Raw genomic sequence first — 17,279 nt, forward strand, 5'->3', positions numbered from 1 at the left:
GTCAGGATTCAAACTATTGGGCTTATTTGCCATACTTGACTGAGTATGGAATTGGCGGGAAATCATATGGCTGTGACCAAGGGGACAGGCACCCGGGGATTTACTCTGGTGGAGTTGGTAGTGACTATCATGTTGCTGGCCATACTTTCCGTCGTGGTGCTGCCAAAATTGGTATCCTCCAGCAGTTACAGCGCCTGGACGCTGCGACAGGAATTGATTGCCGAGTTGCAAAAGACTCAGATGTTGGCACTCAATAATCCCGACCGTTGCTATCGGCTCTCCATCAGCAGCGGCGCTTATCAACTCAGCCATTTGACCCAGGACTGTACGAGCGTCATCCGCAACAATAGCGCCGAAAGTCTGCCGCGTAATACCCGGATACTGCTTCAAAGTAACGGTGCTGACAGTTTTCAGATCCAGTTCGATGCTTTGGGCCGCACCAACCTTGCCTGCAGTGGCGCCTGCCTCTCTGTGGTCGCCGATGAAACCCTGACTATCGCCATAGAGTCCGAGGGCTATATCCATGAGGGCTGAAGCGCGGGGATTCACCCTGATAGAGCTGGTGATCGGCATGTTGGTGCTCGGTATCGCCCTGGTGCTGTTGACCAGTGTGCTGTTTCCCCAAAGCGATCACGCGGCGCAGACCCTGCATAGAGTGCGCAGCGCCGAGTTGGCTCAGGCTGTGATCAATGAAATCTGGGGCAAGCGTTATGATGAGCATAGCGGCGCCAACGGTGGTCTACCCGCCTGTGACGGTTTGGGCGGTGTCAGTTGTACCCAGGTTAGCGATTATGGCCCGGATGGTGAGAGTCGGGATCAGTTTGACGATATCGACGATTACCATGGCCTTAACGAGCAGAGCCTGATGCTTAATTCCAGCCTGAGTTACCTGAGTCACTACCCTGGGTACAGTCTCAGCGTCCAGGTATCCCAGTATCAAGCCAACAGCAAGTTGGTGACTGTCACGGTAACTACCCCTGCGGGCGAGGCTATCCGTTACGACGTGCTGAGGAGTAATTTCTGATGCGCAGCAGGCAGGGTAAGAGATTCATACAGATCAAAGGACAAGGTTTCGCCAAGGGCTTTACCTTGGTGGAGTTGGTCACAGTGATCCTTATCCTGGGGATTCTGGTGGTGGGTGTCAGCAGCTTTATTATCTTTGGTACCCGTATTTTTGTGGATTCTACCGCCGTCGACAGAGTGCTGGGCAGCAGTCGTTTCGTGATGGAGCGACTGAGCCGGGAGCTGCGTAATGCCGTGCCTTCCAGTCTCAGGTTGCAGTCCAGCTCTCAGCTGCAGTGTTTGGAGTTTCTGCCCATCAGTGCCAGCGGCAGCTATCTGTCATTGCCACTGGCGCCGGATGTCCTAGCGGACAATGCCACAGTGTTTGCGCCGGCAACGGCTATTTCGGCCGGTGAACAGCTGTTGGTATACCCGCTGACCAATGCGGAGATTTATGGCAGTGGCAGCAACAAGCGCCACGCCATAGATAAGGTGGTGCTCAATGGCTCACAGCTGACCTTGCAGTTTGCCGCTGCGGTTAATTTTGCCGAAGCCTCACCGGCGAAGCGTTTTTATGTGGCCGGGCAACCTGTCAGCTATTGTTTTTCTCCGGTGAATGGCAGCATTCGCCGTTATAGCAACTATGGTTATCATGCCGGTCAACCTCTGCCCGATACTATGGGCTCTGGAGCCTTGATGGCCGAAGGCTTGAGCAATGATATTGCCACCAACCCGGCGGTGCAGCTGTTGCCTGCCACTCTGGTCAACAACGCCATAGTGCAATTGCGGCCAGAGTTCTCGGTCGTCGGAGAGCATTTTCAGTATCAACATCAAGTGCAGGTGATCAATGTTCCCTAGTCGAAATTATCACTGTTATGCGCAAAAGCATCAGGGCGGCAGCGCCTTGGTGATAGCCATCTTTGTAATATTGGTGATGTCGCTGTTGGCCGTGACTCTGTTGCGGGTTGGCGGCGACGCCGATGAAAGCGTCAACCTGGAAGTCTGGGGCTTAAGGGCGCTCAACGCCGCCAACAGCGGCGCCGATGCGGCTCTGGCCAGGCTGTTTCCCTTAAGCGGCGGCATTGCCGGCTGCGCCGCCGTGGGCTCAAGCTGGACAGCGCCGGATGTGACCGGATTTCACGGCTGCAATGTACAGCTCAGTTGCGATACCTTAAGCCAGGACACCAGCCCGGGCAGTACCAAGTTGTATCGTATTCGCAGCACGGCGGTATGCGAGAGCGGCAGTTGTGGTGTGGGCGCGGCAGATGACAGTCAATGCCTGAGAGTGAGCCGGGTTGTGGAGGTGGAAGCCCGTGAATAGTCGCATATTACTCTTGCTCGGGATATTGCTTGGCGGCCTGCCTGCGCTGGCACTGGCGGTGCCTCAGTGCAGTGATATATTTACCGACCCTCCGACAGGGAACCATTTCAATGATGGTTTTGTGCCGCCTGCCAATCTGCCGCCTAGCCGTGGTAACTTAACTTGTAGACAAAGTTGGTTTGATCCTTTTTTTTGTGATCAGTCACTGGCTCCGGGAGATTATGATTTTGATCGCGGTAGTTTCTCCCATGGCAGTTTCCTGAATCCAACAACAACGACCACCAGGTTATATTTCGATGACCTAGAGCTGAACAATGCCACTCTGAACCCAGGTGGAAAGGCCGAGAATCTGATCATCTATGTGCGTAACTCTTTGAGTATCAATGGTCATGACACCATAAATGCGATCTTGTATGTCGAGGGCGCAGTGCAGATAGCTGGAAATGGGTCCTTGGATGGCGCTCTGGCATCTGGGGGGGCTTTGGTGATTACCGGTAACTCGGATGTGGATATTGATCTCGGTGCAGTCGAAGACGCCGATTTTGGCGGCATGTGCAGTAATGACCAAACGCCAGTGCTGGGGTGTTTCAGCGATGACTTCAGTTCGGCTTCCCTATCGGCAGATGATTGGGCCATCAAGGTGCTGGGCAATTCAGTACCGCCCAGCATAGTGGGCGGGCGTCTGCGTTTGACCCCTGCCCGAGGCAATCAGGCAACCTCCAGTACCTATCAGCGCTTATTTCCGGCCGAAGGCAACCTGGTAACAGTTGAATTTGATTATTACGCCTGGTCGTCACAGAGTGGTACCGGCGGTGATGGTGTGGCGGTGATCCTTTCTGATGCGGCCGTGACGCCGCAGCCGGGCAGTTTTGGTGGCGCCTTGGGTTATGCCCAGCGTAATGATGGCACCCCGGGCTTTGCCGGAGGCTGGTTGGGGGTGGCACTGGATGAATACGGCAACTTTTCCAACCCCACAGAAGGGCGTATCGGAGGCCCGGGATTTCGCCGCCAAGCCGTGTCTATTCGGGGCGCTCAGGCCGGTTCCTATCGATACCTGACAGGTACAGTTGCCAATATTTATCCCAAGATAGATGTGCGCAGCAGCTATTACCCAGCTCCTGGGCACAGGTATAAGATTACCGTAGATTCCCGCCAGGCCAACATGGCTATGGTGTCTGTTGAGCGAGATACAGGTGCCGGTTACCAAACTTTGGTGAGCCCATTCAATGCCCGGAGTTTTATTGGCCAAGGGAGTGTGCCGACAGATTTTTACCTGTCGCTTACCGGTTCTACCGGCGGTTCCAACAACAACCATGAGATAGACAATTTCCAGGTTTGCGCTTTGGACTCCAAGGCCGTGGGTGAGCAGGTTCATCATTTTGAGTTTGATTACAGCAGCGCGCCTTTTACCTGTCGTGCCGAACCCATCACCTTGAGGGCCTGTAAAAATGCCAGCTGCTCAGAGCTCTTCACAGGTACTGTCACCGCCAATCTGAGCCCTAACCCCGTCAGTAACGGCCGTTGGTTGCCGGCAAGTTCGGTGACCTTTAATGGTGGCAGTACCCAAATTCAGCTGCAAAAGTTTGATCAAACGCCGCTGACACTGGGGGTTTCCTCCTCGACTCCGGCCACCCGCCCAGGCAGTGATACCCTTTGCCGAAGAGGCAGCGGTCCCTTGAGTACGGCCGCCTGTCGCCTGAGTTTTGCCGATAGTGGTTTCATTTTTGATGTGGCAGATAAGCTGGCCAACAAGCCAGAGACAGGAGTGCTTGTTAAGGCTATGAAGTCAGATGGCACAGCCCAGTGTGTACCGGCCTTTGCCAGTACCAACAAGACGCTTTCGTTCTGGAGTGAGGCGCTGTCGGCAGTTGTCGGTTCACCCAAGGTGCAACTGAAACCGACAGGCGCCCTGAGCTGGCAGGATATAGGCAGCAATCAAGCTGCCGCCACACCGCTGACCTTGGCCTTCGACAGTCAAGGCCAAAGCCGAATCGATATCAATTATGGCGATGCCGGTCGGGTCGAGCTAAATACCCTCTATAGAGGAACGACCAGCGAAGGGGATGCCGGGCTGGTGATGCATGGCGCCGATGATTTTGTCAGCTTCCCGTTGGGATTCTGTGTCGAGGTAGAGCAATACTGCCAGGCCGCGGATGCCTCCTGTGCGCCTTTTCGGCGAGCGCAGGAAAATTTCCCACTCAGCATCAGTGCCAAAGCCTGGGCGGATAATGGTAATGCCGATTTCTGTAAAAACCTCACCACACCTTCCTATCAGCAGGCAGATCTCTCTTTATGGCATAAGCTGATTGCACCGGCTTCAGGTCAACCCGGTAAACTGCAGCTGCAGCAGTATGATCATTTGCGCCAGCAAACGCCTGAGAATAACCGGCTCGCTCAGGCGGTCAGTGAGGTTGGGGTGTTTGAATTCGGCGTCACGGCGCCTTTGCCCTACGAGGGCAGTGTGGCCTTCCCGAGCCTGGTGGCCAGCGCTTATTGGCAGGGACCTAGCGGCAAAACCATAATGCCAGTCGGGCGTTTTGTGCCGGCCTTTTTCCGAGTCGATGAACCCAGTTTGCTGCCGGCCTGTAATGGTTTCAGTTACATGGATCAGCCATTTGAAGTCAGTTATAAAGTCAGCGCTTTGGCACTGGATAGACAAGTGACTCAAAACTATGTCGGTGATTTTGCCAAGGCTTACAGTCATTATCAGGCAGCCAATCAATTCGACGGAGTGGCGTTGGACAGCCGAGTTTCGGGGGGCGAGATCACTTCAGATACCTGGGTGGATGGCCTGGCTGAGTTCCAAGGGCAACTCAAGTTTGCCCGCAAGGACCCGGTTGCAACAGACGGGCCTTTCCCGCTTTTGGATATAGGCCTGGAAATTCAGGATCCGGACAAGATTGCCGAGCTGCTGGACAGCAATATGCAAAGCGATTTCAGCGGTGACTGCTCTGTGGCAGGCAGCTGCAGCGCCGTGCGTCTTGGTAGCCAAAAGATGCGTCATGGGCGTTTGCTGTTGGACAATACCTTTGGCCCGGAAACCCAAATCTTGAGCATGGCGGCGAGGACAGAGTATTGGGATGGCAGTGGCTGGCGTTTGAACGCCCTGGATAACTGCAGTGTGTTCAACACGCCGCTTGAATATCAACAGGATCAACTCACCCTGGGTTACCACTATGAACCTGCGCTCAGTGCCGGGCAGAGTATTAGCCGCTCCGCCAGCGGCGGCAACACAGTCACAGCCTTTGGCGGCGAGTTTGAACTCTTGTGGCGTGCGCTCGGAAGCTCCGGCTATCGCGGCAAGGTGACGGCGCCGCTCAAGACGCCTGAATGGTTGCAGTGGTACTGGAATTGGAATGGGCTTAATGACGGCACACTTAGCGACCCCAGAGCCAGTGCCTTCTTTGGCCGTTATCGCGGCAACGACAGGATCATCAGTTGGCGGGAAGTTAACTGAAGCCGAATAACAACAGTGTGAAGCAAATCACTAAAGCGCCAAGATGTAGATAATTTAACTTTGTCTTCAACTCACATTGAGCATAATCGACAGCCTCTGCTGTATTTGGCTGATTAAATTATGTTGGAAGCGCTTGCGGGTTTGGGGTGGATCTGGTCTTTGGGGCTGATCCTGGCTGTACTTTTTGTGTTGGCATACGAGTTTATCAATGGCTTCCACGACACCGCCAATGCGGTAGCCTCTGTGATTTATACCAATGCCATGCCGGCCAGAGGCGCTGTGCTGGCCTCGGCGCTGTTCAATTTTGCCGGGGTGTTGCTGGGGGGGCTCGGTGTGGCGTACGCCATAGTGCATCTGCTGCCGGTCGGGCTCTTGTTGGACATGGACTCCTCCCAAGGCCTGTTGCTGGTGTTCTCCCTGCTGTTCTCGGCCATCGTCTGGAACCTGGGTACCTGGTTCTTCGGTATTCCCGCCTCCAGCTCCCACACTCTGATCGGCTCCATCATGGGGGTCGGTGGCGCCTATGCCTGGCTCAACGGCCAATCGCCGCTGGATGGGATCAATACCGGCAAGGCGATAGATATCATGCTCTCCTTGCTCTTGTCTCCAACCCTGGGCTTTATTCTGGCGGCGATTTTGCTGTTGGTGATGAAACGTATCTGGCGTAAGCCCAAACTGCATCGCACTCCGGCAGAGCAGATGGCGGTCAACGGCAAGAAGCATCCGCCATTTTGGGCCCGGATTACCTTGATAGCCTCAGCCATGGGGGTCAGTTTCGCCCATGGCTCCAACGATGGTCAGAAGGGCATAGGTCTGGTGATGTTGGTGCTTATCTGCATGGCGCCGGGTTATTTTGCCCTGGACTTGAACAGCCAGGGTTTCGATATGGACAAGACTCAGGATGCCAACCGGCGCATCATGGCTCTGTATGAGCGCAACCCGCAGCTGGTGGCTAACCTGGGTGAGCACGCCGCTGACAGTCGCTGTCAGGACTCGGCCATAGCTTCGATGCAGAGCCTGGATAGGCTCCTTGAACAAGGGAGTACAGTAACAGAGTTGACCCAGGAACAGCGCCGGCAAGCCAGGCAGTTGATCCTTTGTATCGATGACAGCACTCGTAAGTTGGCCAAGCAGCCCTTGCCAGGAGCCGAGGCTACTCAATTGAAGCACTGGCGTGGTCAGCTTAACGCCATGACCGAATATGCGCCGCTATGGGTCATAGTAGCCGTTGCCCTGGCTCTGGGTTGCGGCACCATGGTGGGCTGGCGCCGGATTGTGCACACGGTTGGCGAGAAAATCGGTAACGGTGGCATGACCTACAGTCAGGGGATAGCCGCGCAGTTGACCGCCGCCGGTTCTATCGGTATCGCCAGTATGACAGGCATGCCGGTATCCACCACCCATATCCTGTCTTCGGCCGTGGCTGGCACTATGGTAGCTAACGGCTCCGGGCTGCAAAAAAATACCATCAAACAGATCCTGTTAACCTGGGTACTGACATTGCCTATGACCATAGTTTTGTCGGCCGGGCTCTTTATGTTGGTGCAAGCCTTTTTCGCTTAAGAAATGTACAAATCATGTCAAGGGATTGGCATGATCCAAGCTTTTGGCAACTTTATTTCAGCGCATTCCGATCTCTTTTACCGAGATATGCTAAAAACCCTCACGGATTAGCGAATGTTAACTCCGTGAGTCTTGTGGAATGCCGGAGGCATTGATAAAGTTAGCTGATTTTCATTTCTTCTGACTCCACAGAATACAGGCTAGTTACATGTTCAAGAAGCTGCGTGGCATTTTTTCTAACGATCTGTCGATCGATTTGGGTACAGCTAACACTCTCATTTATGTTCGTGAAGAAGGCATTGTATTGAATGAGCCTTCCGTGGTCGCCATCCGTGGCGAACGAAGCAGCTCTGGGCAGAAATCCGTGGCCGCCGTCGGTACTGAGGCGAAGCAGATGCTGGGACGTACCCCCGGTAATATTCAGGCCATCCGCCCAATGAAAGATGGGGTTATCGCCGACTTCTACGTGACCGAGAAGATGCTGCAGCACTTTATCAAGCAAGTGCACAACAACAGCTTTTTCCGTCCAAGCCCCAGGGTACTCGTGTGTGTGCCTGTAGGTGCCACTCAGGTTGAACGCCGCGCGATCAAGGAGTCAGCGATGGGCGCCGGCGCCCGTGAGGTTTACCTGATTGAAGAGCCAATGGCAGCCGCCATAGGGGCCGGCCTGCCGGTTTCCGAAGCCACTGGCTCCATGGTGGTGGATATCGGTGGTGGTACCACTGAAGTGGCCATCATCTCGCTCAACGGCGTGGTTTACTCCTCTTCCGTGCGTATCGGTGGTGACAAGTTTGACGATGCCATCATCAACTATGTGCGCCGCAACTACGGCAGCCTGATTGGTGAAGCCACAGCCGAACGCATCAAGCACACAATCGGCACGGCTTATCCAGGCGATGAAGTACTGGAGATTGAAGTGCGCGGCCGTAATCTGGCCGAAGGGGTACCGAGAAGCTTTACCCTGAACAGCAATGAGATACTCGAAGCGCTGCAAGAGCCGCTGTCGGGCATTGTCAGTGCCGTGATGGTAGCACTGGAGCAGTCGCCTCCAGAGTTGGCGTCCGACATCTCTGAGCGCGGTATGGTGCTCACAGGTGGTGGTGCCTTGCTGCGGGATCTGGACCGTCTGCTGATGCAGGAAACCGGGATCCCTGTAATGGTCGCCGAAGATCCGCTTACCTGTGTGGCCCGCGGCGGCGGTAAAGCACTGGAGATGATCGATATGCACGGCGGTGACCTGTTCTCAGAAGAAAACTAATACTTTCCAGCACAGGCGGTATCTTACCGCCTTAGCTTTTCTATGAAGCCTATTTTTGTTCGCGGTATTTCAAATCAGTTCAGGTTGACACTGGCAGTGCTCATGTCGGTGATCCTGCTGGTTGCCAATGATCGTCTCGAACCTGCGAGACAGTCGCTGGCATCCTTACTGAGCCCTCTACAGTACCTGGCCAATGTGCCAGGTGAGCTGCTGGATTGGTCTGCCCAGAGTCTGGCGACCCGTGACATGCTGGAGCAGCAAAACAAAGAACTCTTGCGCCAGCAAATGCTGATGAGTGAAAGACTGCAGCGTTTTGAACACCTGCGCCAGGAAAACCAACGCTTGCGTGAACTGCTGGGCTCGCCGGTGCATATGGACTCGCGCAAGATGGTGGCCGAGGTGATGGAAGTAGCCAGCGACCCCTTCCATCACTATGTGGTGATCAACCACGGCAGCCGCAACGGCGTGTTTGTTGGTCAGCCCGTGGTGGATGCCCAGGGGGTTGTCGGCCAAGTGGTGCAGGTCAGCGAACTCACCGCCAGGGTGTTGCTGCTCTCCGACCCCAAACACGGCTTGCCGGTGCGTATTACCCGCAACGATGTGCGCCTGATAGCCAACGGCATAGGCGAACTCGATGAGATAGAACTCAGACACGTGGCCAAGAGTACCGACATCAAGGTCGGCGATTTGCTGGTGACTTCCGGGCTGGGCAACCGCTTCCCGGAAGGTTATCCGGTGGCGCGGGTGATTTCGGTTTCCCGGGACGATGGCCAGAGTTACCTTAAGGTCACGGCACAGCCGCTGGCGGCGCTGGATCGAATCCGTTATCTGCTGCTTATCTGGCCTGAAGACCATCCCGGCGCCAAGCCTGAGTCACAAGAGCCGGCTGCAACCGACGCCAACAGTGGAGCCGAATCATGAGTCTGGAAAATGCCAATGGCCGTTTGGCGGTATGGCTGACCCTGCTGCTGGGTATGCTGCTGCAGATCATGCCGGTACCGGAAATGTTCAGCGCCTGGCGCCCCGATTGGTTGGTGCTGGTGATGATCTATTGGGCCGTGGCGCTGCCCCACAGATACAATATTCTCACCGCCTGGGTGTTGGGGGTGCTACTGGATATTCTACTGGGAGCTACCCTGGGGATCCGCGCACTGGCCATTTCCCTGGTGATCTATGTGGTGGTACTGCACTTTCAGAAGTTGCGTAACTTCCCCATGTGGCAGCAGTCTTTGGTGATCGCCAGCTTGATCTGCTTCTATCATCTGATTATTTTCTGGGCCCAGTTTGTGGTATCAGGGGCGCATTTCACCATGGAGCTATTCCTGCCTTCCCTGTCCAGCCTGGTCATTTGGCCCTGGGTCTTCTGGATACTGCGCCGCATCAGGCGCCACTACAAGGTACGTTAATATGCCGCTGATTTTGGCCTCAGCCTCCCCCAGACGCCGCGAGCTTTTGGCACAGCTGGCGCTGGGAAATCCGAACTTTGGTTTTGAGATCCTGCCCGCCGATATCGACGAGAGTCATCAAGCCGGGGAAACCCCGGAGCAGTTTGTCAGCCGTTTGGCCGAAGAGAAGGCGGCAGCAGGTTTAGCCCTGTGGTGCGGGAACCCTGAACATCAGCAAGGGTCTGATACTCTAGTGCTGGGCTCAGATACTATAGTGGTATTGGGCGACAGAATTTTGGGTAAACCCGTGGACAAGGCCGATGCCTGCGCCATGCTCAAGAGCCTAAGTGGCCGCAGTCATCAGGTGATGACTGCCGTGGCCTTGACCGATGGCAAGCACACAGAGGCGGCTATGGTGGTCACCCAGGTGTACTTCTGCGACTTGAGCGATGCCGATATTCAGGCCTATGTTGCTTCGGGCGAGCCCATGGACAAGGCGGGAGCCTATGGCATTCAGGGGCTGGGTGGCAGCTTTGTCGCCAAGATTGAAGGCAGTTATTCTGCGGTAGTGGGCCTGCCCATGGCCGAAACCCGGTCGCTGTTGCACAAGGCCGGATGTTTGTAAGCTCGCTTACACAAACTGACGAATTTTTAGCAGCTTTAACGCCCGCCAGCCGATAAAATCAATGAATTAACATCCAACAAGGGTAAATCGTGAATACCAGTCGCACAGTCAATAGCAAGGCTCCGCGGAAGATGGGGTCAGAACTGCTGATCAATGTGACGCCCACGGAAGCGCGAGTCGCATTGGTAGAACACGGTGTCCTGCAGGAAGTGCATATCGAGCGGCGTATGAAGCGCGGCCTGGTGGGCAATATCTACAAGGGCAAGATCAGTCGGGTTTTGCCCGGGATGCAGGCGGCATTCGTCGATATCGGCCTGGAAAAGGCGGCCTTTCTGCATGCCTCGGACATAGTGCCGCACACAGAGTGTGTTGCCGATGTGGAAAAGGGCAACTTCGTGGTGCGTGATATTGCCGAGCTGGTACGTCAGGGCCAGGACATCATGGTGCAGGTGGTCAAAGACCCCCTTGGCACCAAAGGCGCGCGGCTGACCACAGACATTACCCTGCCTTCCCGTTACCTGGTGTTTATGCCGGGCTCAAGCCATGTGGGCGTTTCTCAGCGAATAGACTCCGAAGAGGAGCGGGCGCGGCTGAAGAAGATTACCCTGCCTTTTGTCGACGATGACGGCGGCTTTATTATTCGCACCGCGGCCGAAGGCATAGGTGAGGATGAACTGGCGCAGGATGCTGCTTTCCTGCGGCGGGTGTGGGCCAAGGTCAGCGAACGGCGCAAAAGGCCCAAGGCCACGCTGTTGTATCAGGACTTGGCCTTGCCGGTGCGAATTGTCAGGGACTTTGTCGGTGCCGAGCTCGATCGCATTCAGGTGGACTCGGGCCACACCTTCGAGGAGCTGCTGCATTTCGCCCAGGAGTTCATGCCGGAAATTGCCGATAAGATAGAACACTACAGTGGCCCGGCGCCGATTTTCGATCTCTACGATGTGGAGAATGAGATTCAGCGGGCGCTGGAGCGTAAGGTGGAACTCAAATCCGGCGGCTATTTGATCATCGACCAGACAGAAGCCATGACCACTGTGGACATTAACACAGGAGCCTTTGTCGGCCACCGTAACCTCGAAGAAACCATATTCAACACCAACCTGGAAGCGACCCAGGCGATTGCCCGTCAGCTGCGGCTGCGTAATCTGGGCGGCATCATCATTATCGATTTTATCGATATGCTGCAGGATGAGCACAAACAAAGAGTGCTCAACAGCCTGGCCACGGCGTTGGCCAATGACAGAGTCAAGACCAATATCTCAGGTTTCTCCGGCCTGGGTTTGGTGGAGATGACCCGCAAGCGCACCCGCGAGAGCCTGGAGCATGTACTTTGTGGCGAGTGTCCTGCCTGCCGTGGTACCGGCTCGATGAAAACAGTGGATACCGTCTCCTTTGAGATCTTCCGCGAGATCATCCGCCTCAACCGCACCTATGATGCCGATGAATTCCTGATTTACTGTGCCCCTGCGGTACACGCCTGCCTGTCCGATGACGAGAACCACCTGGTGGCCGAGCTCGAAGTCTATATCGGCAAGCGTATTCGCATTCACTGCGAGCCCATGTATGTGCAGAGTAAATATGATGTGGTGATGGTCTAGTGCGGCTGTCTTTTTGCCCTCGAACCTTCGGCCGCTATTGCTGGCGCACCCTGGCCGTGACCTTGGTACTGTTCGCCTTGATGGTGAGTCTCATCCGGGGGCTGTTGCCGCAACTGGATGAAGCCAAGCAGCAACTGGCCGACTATGTTGAGCGCGAATATGGCGTTGAGGTCAAGATAGGCAATCTGTCGGCCCGTTGGCAGGCTTTCGGCCCGGCGCTGACGGTTGAGGACTTGGTGTTACCGCCGCAGGAGCGTTTGCCGGTGACACTCATGGTCGACAAGGTCGATGTCAAACTGGATTTCTGGCAGAGCCTGATGACCGCCAGCCCGCAAGTGGAAGATGTGATCTTCGACGGGGTGCAATTGGCGCTGGATCTGGATCATCTGGGGCAGAAATCGACCGGCGCAGCCGAGGCCGTGAGCAAGCCGGCTCCTGCCACCAATATCGACTGGCTCTATGCCTTGCTGCTGGAGCAGTTGGACCGTTTCTCTATCCGCGATGCCAGTGTGCAGCTGTTGTCCAGCAGCCATGATTATCGCCCCATTCATCTGCGGGACCTCAGTTGGCGCAATAGCGGCAAGTTGCACCAGGGTCGCGGCGCTCTCTACCTGGATGAACAGGCAACGGCGACCGAACAACTCACTCTCAGGCTGGATCTCAAGGGCGATGGCTACAAGCCGGGCAGCATCAAGGGCCAGGCCTATCTGCAGGCGCAGTCGCTGGATCTCGGCAAGTGGGCCTCGCGCCAACCCAACCCTTATAACCCACAGGCCAAGTTGCCGCTGGAGGGTGTGGTCAACCTGGAGGCCTGGGTAGGCTTTGCCAACCGCAGCCTGGAATCCGGGGTGATCAAGCTGTTGCCCAGCTGGCTGCGCTGGTCACTCAGAGATGAGCCGCAGAAATTTGCCATAGATGGCGGTGTGATTGCCTGGCAGCCCATAGCCGACGGCTGGCGCCTGGACAGCAGTGAGCTCAAACTGGCAACCAATGACAAGCCTTGGCCCAAGCTGGAGTTCCATGCCATGGAAACCGCCGGGGTGCTTTACGGCAAACTCAATGAATTGCAACTCGATAGCCTGTTGCCGCTGTTGCCGCTTATTCCCGGCATGCCTTTGGAAGGCCTTTATAGCTGGCAGCAACTCAAGCCTCAGGGCAAGCTCGGGCCTCTGGCTATCTATCGCCCCAAGGACGGTGAACTGCAGGCCAAAGTGGCGCTGGAGCGGGTTAGCTGGCAGCCTGCCGAGTCCATTCCCGGCAGCACGCCAATCGATCTCTCCCTGGGATGGCGGGACAACTTCCTCAGCGCAGCACTGCCGGCACAGGATTATAAACTGGACTTTGGCGATGGTTTCAAGGCGCCGCTCAGTTTTCGCGCCGATGCCTTTGAGCTGGGCTTCTCGCTCGATAGTCAGGCACTGATGGTGCCGGCACTGCATCTGGGCAATGACGACATCAGTCTGGACGCCTCTATGCGTTTGCTGCTGGCCGACAAGCCACACCTGGCGCTGTCTTCCCGGGTCAAACTGCTCAACGCCGCCAATGCCGGGCGTTATTTCCCGCGCCATGCCATGGGCGAGTCGCTGGCCGCTTATCTGGAAGGCGCCATCAAGGCCGGTCGCAGCGATGATGCCGCCGTAGTCTGGCACGGTGAGTTGGCCGGATTTCCCTATCAGGATCATTCCGGGGTATTTCAGGCAGGTTTCAATCTGACCCACGCCGAATATGCCTTCCAGCCGGATTGGCCGGCGGTGACAGATTTAAGTCTCAAGGCGCTGTTTGAAAATGCCCGGATGGATCTCTGGGTCAACAAGGGCAAGCTGTTGAATGTGGCGGCCGATGGTGCCCATGTCTATATCCCCAAGATGGATCACCGGAGTCTGCTGCGGGTCGAGGCGCAACTGGCGACTCAAGGCAAGGATGCTACTGAGGTGTTGCAGCGCTCGCCGCTTAAAGACAGTGTCGGTATTACCCTGGATGTAGTGCAGGTTCAGGGGCCTGTCAGTGGCAAGCTGGATCTCAGTATTCCGCTCTATGAAGGCGAAGAGGAGCAGATCCTGGGCGAAGTCCAGTTTGCCGGGGTGCCGGTTTATATCCGTGAGCCCGGGGTGCTGCTCGATAAGGTCAGCGGCAAGGTGAGTTTTCATAACGAGGTGGTCAAGGGCGAAGGCTTGAGTGCCAGCCTGTTTGGCCAGCCGTTGCAGTTTGGTTTTGATACCGGCAAGGTCAACCAGAATATGGGGCTCAATGCCAGGCTCAAGGGCCAGTGGAACCTCGCCAACTTACCGTCCGAGCTGGACAATCCTTTAAGCGATTTTTATCAGGGCGCGTTGGATTGGCAGGGGAATCTTAAGCTGATCTTTGATGAGATAGGCTATCGAATTCAAGCCAATGTTAATGCCAATCTCAAGCAGACAGAGTTGCTGTTGCCGCCGCCTTATCAAAAGGCATCTGGGCAGGCGCTGACGCTCAAGGCCGAGCTGCTTGGTGACAACAAGACCAGCTCCCTGGGCGTGCGTCTGGGGGATAAGGCCGAATTCTGGGGTGGCTTTGACGCCGATTCAGGTAAGGGCCTGAAACACTATGACCTGCTGCTGGGGCGCCTCTATCGCAGCGGCGATCAGTTGCAAAAACAGGATGGTCACTTACGGCTGGCCCTGGATGAGGTGGATTTTGCCCAGTGGCAGCCGCTGATCAACGCCTTTATCGGCGGTGGCAATCATGACAAAAAGGCAGCTACCGAGAGCCAAACAGCAGTTCAAGCCGTGACTCAAACTAAGACCCAGGCAGAGACTCAAACCGAGAGCACGGCCGACACCACAAGCATTGCAGCCGACAAGGCCTTCTTCCCTCCGCTCAAGGGGATAGAGGCCAGAGTGAAACAGCTTGAGCTACTGGGGCAGCGCTTTACCGAGTTGCAACTCAGTGCCCGCCCCGGAGAGCATGCCTGGCAGATAGAGGGACTGTCGCCGGAGTTTTCCGGTCGGGTAGAGATCTACCCGGATTGGTACAGCCAGGGATTGAAGCTGGTGGCATCGCGCCTGTATCTAAATCCGATAGCGGCAGCAGCGGCTGAGCCCGATTCCAAAGCGCAATCCGAGCCCGAGCCTGAAACCCGTCTGCCTCAGGGCAGTGACCTGCCGCCGCTGGCGGTGGAGGTGGATGATTTCCGCTATCAGGATATGGCGCTGGGGCGTTTGTTGTTGCAAGCCAACCCGTCGGCGACGGGCTATCAGATCCAGACCTTGGCGCTCAGCAGCGATGATGCCAGTTTGCAGGGCAAGGGTGAATGGCTGAGCCGTGACGGTAACAACCGGACCCAGGTTGAACTCAATCTCAAGGGAGATAAATTTGATCTGTTGGCTACTCGCTTGGGACTGGATCCCGGCGTGAAAGACTCGCCGCTGGAGGTCAAGGCCGAGCTCAACTGGCTGGGTGCGCCGCTGGCGTTTAATCTGGAGAGTCTCAGCGGTAAAGTACGTTTCGATCTCGGCAAGGGGCATATCGAACAGCTCAGTGACAAGGGGGCGCGGATCTTCTCCCTGTTCAGTCTGGACTCGCTTTTACGCAAGTTGTCACTGGACTTTACCGATGTGTTTGGCAAGGGCCTGTATTACAACTCCTTTGGCGGCGATCTGACCCTGGAGAACGGGGTGCTCAAGACTACCAATACCGAGATGGACGCCATTGCCGGTAACATGAAGGTGCGCGGCTATACCGATCTGGTTACCGAAAGCCTCAACTATGATATTCGCTTTGTGCCGCAACTGGCCTCCAGCGTGCCGACCGTTGTGCTGCTCAGTACCAGCGCTTGGACCATGGGCCTGGGGGCTTTTGCCCTGACCAAGGTGCTGGAACCCGTAATTGAGATTATTTCAGAGATACGTTTCCGCTTGACCGGCACCATGTCAGAGCCCAAGCTGGAAGAGTTGGAGCGAAAGAGCAAAGAGATAGAGATCCCTGAGTCTGTGCTGCCACGGCAACCCAAGTCGGCGCCTGGGAAAGGACAGACTCAAGTGCAGGACGATGAGCCTGCGGCCACGGATGCAGGCCAAGGCGATCAAGCCAAAGTGCTTAACAGCGACCCAGAGAGGGCTGTTGAAGAGGGTGGCGCTGAGACTGAAAAACCTTTGCCTCAAGCCGATAAAGTCACGCCGCTGCCGCTCAAATCGCCGAGTGAACCCAAGACAGAAGTGCCAGTGAAACAGGAAGTCGAACATGCAAGTCAGTCTGCTACAGTGTCAGAGTTGCCGCGAGCCGGAACAGAACCTGCAATTTATCGTCTCGCAGCTTGAGACTCTTCCCCGTCAAGATAATGAACCCCAACTCGTGGTGCTGCCCGAGTGCAGCCTGCTGTTCGGCGGCCATGAGAGCATGCAGTTGGCCTGGGCCGGAGAGCCTGGGCAAAGCCCGCTCAAACGGCAGCTGGCCGAACTTGCTACCCAATTTCAGGTATTCCTGCTGGCCGGCTCTATTCCGGTAGCCAGTGGCGATGGCCGGGTTTACAGCCGCTGTTATCTGTTTAATGATCAGGGGCAGGTACTTGGCGACTACGACAAACTGCATCTGTTTGACGCGGAAGTGACCGACGGTACAGGCCAATACCGCGAGAGCGATACCTTTTGCCCGGGTGAGCGGATAAGCGTGGTAGATACCCCTTTTGGCCGCATCGGCCTGGCTATCTGTTATGATCTGCGTTTCCCGGATCTGTTTCGGGCGCTGCGTTTGCAAGGCGCCGAGATCATCGCCTTGCCCTCGGCCTTTACCAAGGTGACAGGCGAGGCGAACTGGGAAGTGTTGCTCAGAGCCAGGGCGATAGAAACCCAGTGTTTTATACTGGCGGCGGCGCAATGGGGCCAGCATAATCAAGGAAGCCGCGAGACCTGGGGCCAGAGCATGATAGTCGACCCCTGGGGACGCATTCTGGCGCAGAAGGCCGAAGGCACAGGCTGGGTGCAGGCGCGTTTGGACAAGGCCGAGTTAGCGCGGGTGCGCAGCGCCATGCCCGTAGAGACACACAATAGATTTTTGCCGCCGCAACTGGGCGACGGTAAGCGGAAATAACCAACA

13 protein-coding genes are annotated in these 17,279 nt (G+C 56.0%); all 13 read left to right on the forward strand.

Features of this window, described 5'->3' with window-relative positions; translation table 11 throughout:
• Nucleotides 1-66: 66 nt before the first annotated feature.
• The 13 genes from ACF8D4_RS20910 to ACF8D4_RS20970 all read left to right on the forward strand — a co-directional run bounded on the left by ACF8D4_RS20910 (nt 67) and on the right by ACF8D4_RS20970 (nt 17,273).
• Nucleotides 67-534, forward strand: a complete 468-nt coding sequence (locus ACF8D4_RS20910) for a Tfp pilus assembly protein FimT/FimU (protein WP_044735296.1) — start codon at nt 67-69, stop codon at nt 532-534.
• Nucleotides 524-1,024, forward strand: a complete 501-nt coding sequence (locus tag ACF8D4_RS20915; protein ID WP_045282604.1) for a prepilin-type N-terminal cleavage/methylation domain-containing protein — start codon at nt 524-526, stop codon at nt 1,022-1,024. Before ACF8D4_RS20910 ends, ACF8D4_RS20915 begins: the two co-directional genes overlap by 11 nt.
• Nucleotides 1,024-1,860: a PilW family protein gene (locus tag ACF8D4_RS20920; RefSeq protein WP_146508372.1), complete on the forward strand. Its 837-nt coding sequence runs from the start codon at nt 1,024-1,026 to the stop codon at nt 1,858-1,860. Before ACF8D4_RS20915 ends, ACF8D4_RS20920 begins: the two co-directional genes overlap by 1 nt.
• On the forward strand, nt 1,850-2,323 hold the full coding sequence (locus tag ACF8D4_RS20925) for an MSHA biogenesis protein MshP (RefSeq protein WP_071238664.1): 474 nt from the start codon (nt 1,850-1,852) through the stop codon (nt 2,321-2,323). The genes ACF8D4_RS20920 and ACF8D4_RS20925 overlap by 11 nt, the downstream gene beginning before the upstream one ends.
• Complete coding sequence (locus ACF8D4_RS20930; protein ID WP_345845379.1) at nt 2,316-5,780, forward strand: DUF6701 domain-containing protein; 3,465 nt, start codon at nt 2,316-2,318, stop codon at nt 5,778-5,780. The genes ACF8D4_RS20925 and ACF8D4_RS20930 overlap by 8 nt, the downstream gene beginning before the upstream one ends.
• Before the next feature lie 120 nt (nt 5,781-5,900).
• Nucleotides 5,901-7,343: an inorganic phosphate transporter gene (locus ACF8D4_RS20935; RefSeq protein WP_392465150.1), complete on the forward strand. Its 1,443-nt coding sequence runs from the start codon at nt 5,901-5,903 to the stop codon at nt 7,341-7,343.
• A gap of 208 nt (nt 7,344-7,551) precedes the next feature.
• Nucleotides 7,552-8,601, forward strand: coding sequence for a rod shape-determining protein (locus tag ACF8D4_RS20940; protein WP_025011854.1), 1,050 nt, complete (start codon nt 7,552-7,554; stop codon nt 8,599-8,601).
• A gap of 42 nt (nt 8,602-8,643) precedes the next feature.
• On the forward strand, nt 8,644-9,522 hold the full coding sequence (gene mreC / locus ACF8D4_RS20945) for a rod shape-determining protein MreC (protein WP_345852347.1): 879 nt from the start codon (nt 8,644-8,646) through the stop codon (nt 9,520-9,522).
• Entirely contained in the window at nt 9,519-10,007 is a 489-nt protein-coding gene (gene mreD / locus ACF8D4_RS20950) for a rod shape-determining protein MreD (RefSeq protein WP_025011856.1), read from the forward strand. Before mreC ends, mreD begins: the two co-directional genes overlap by 4 nt.
• Nucleotide 10,008: 1 nt before the next feature.
• On the forward strand, nt 10,009-10,611 hold the full coding sequence (locus tag ACF8D4_RS20955) for a nucleoside triphosphate pyrophosphatase (protein ID WP_045282606.1): 603 nt from the start codon (nt 10,009-10,011) through the stop codon (nt 10,609-10,611).
• 131 nt (nt 10,612-10,742) lie between these two features.
• Nucleotides 10,743-12,209: a ribonuclease G gene (rng, locus tag ACF8D4_RS20960; protein WP_044735291.1), complete on the forward strand. Its 1,467-nt coding sequence runs from the start codon at nt 10,743-10,745 to the stop codon at nt 12,207-12,209.
• Nucleotides 12,209-16,504 (forward strand): YhdP family protein, encoded by a 4,296-nt coding sequence (locus ACF8D4_RS20965; RefSeq protein ID WP_392465153.1) that lies wholly within the window; start codon nt 12,209-12,211, stop codon nt 16,502-16,504. The genes rng and ACF8D4_RS20965 overlap by 1 nt, the downstream gene beginning before the upstream one ends.
• Nucleotides 16,428-17,273 (forward strand): carbon-nitrogen hydrolase family protein, encoded by an 846-nt coding sequence (locus tag ACF8D4_RS20970; RefSeq protein ID WP_392465154.1) that lies wholly within the window; start codon nt 16,428-16,430, stop codon nt 17,271-17,273. The genes ACF8D4_RS20965 and ACF8D4_RS20970 overlap by 77 nt, the downstream gene beginning before the upstream one ends.
• The last annotated feature ends 6 nt before the right edge of the window (nt 17,274-17,279 follow it).

Source organism: Shewanella sp. YQ_9, from assembly GCF_043103185.1.
GTDB classification, from domain to species: domain Bacteria; phylum Pseudomonadota; class Gammaproteobacteria; order Enterobacterales; family Shewanellaceae; genus Shewanella; species Shewanella algae.

What these genes read in the sequence shown, in the direction of transcription:
- ACF8D4_RS20910 (WP_044735296.1), top strand. Translation starts at nt 67, where the DNA reads ATGGCTGTGACCAAGGGGACAGGCACCCGGGGATTTACTCTGGTGGAG.
- ACF8D4_RS20915 (WP_045282604.1), top strand. Translation starts at nt 524, where the DNA reads ATGAGGGCTGAAGCGCGGGGATTCACCCTGATAGAGCTGGTGATCGGC.
- ACF8D4_RS20920 (WP_146508372.1), top strand. Translation starts at nt 1,024, where the DNA reads ATGCGCAGCAGGCAGGGTAAGAGATTCATACAGATCAAAGGACAAGGT.
- ACF8D4_RS20925 (WP_071238664.1), top strand. Translation starts at nt 1,850, where the DNA reads ATGTTCCCTAGTCGAAATTATCACTGTTATGCGCAAAAGCATCAGGGC.
- ACF8D4_RS20935 (WP_392465150.1), top strand. Translation starts at nt 5,901, where the DNA reads ATGTTGGAAGCGCTTGCGGGTTTGGGGTGGATCTGGTCTTTGGGGCTG.
- ACF8D4_RS20940 (WP_025011854.1), top strand. Translation starts at nt 7,552, where the DNA reads ATGTTCAAGAAGCTGCGTGGCATTTTTTCTAACGATCTGTCGATCGAT.
- mreC (WP_345852347.1), top strand. Translation starts at nt 8,644, where the DNA reads ATGAAGCCTATTTTTGTTCGCGGTATTTCAAATCAGTTCAGGTTGACA.
- mreD (WP_025011856.1), top strand. Translation starts at nt 9,519, where the DNA reads ATGAGTCTGGAAAATGCCAATGGCCGTTTGGCGGTATGGCTGACCCTG.
- ACF8D4_RS20955 (WP_045282606.1), top strand. Translation starts at nt 10,009, where the DNA reads ATGCCGCTGATTTTGGCCTCAGCCTCCCCCAGACGCCGCGAGCTTTTG.
- rng (WP_044735291.1), top strand. Translation starts at nt 10,743, where the DNA reads ATGGGGTCAGAACTGCTGATCAATGTGACGCCCACGGAAGCGCGAGTC.
- ACF8D4_RS20970 (WP_392465154.1), top strand. Translation starts at nt 16,428, where the DNA reads ATGCAAGTCAGTCTGCTACAGTGTCAGAGTTGCCGCGAGCCGGAACAG.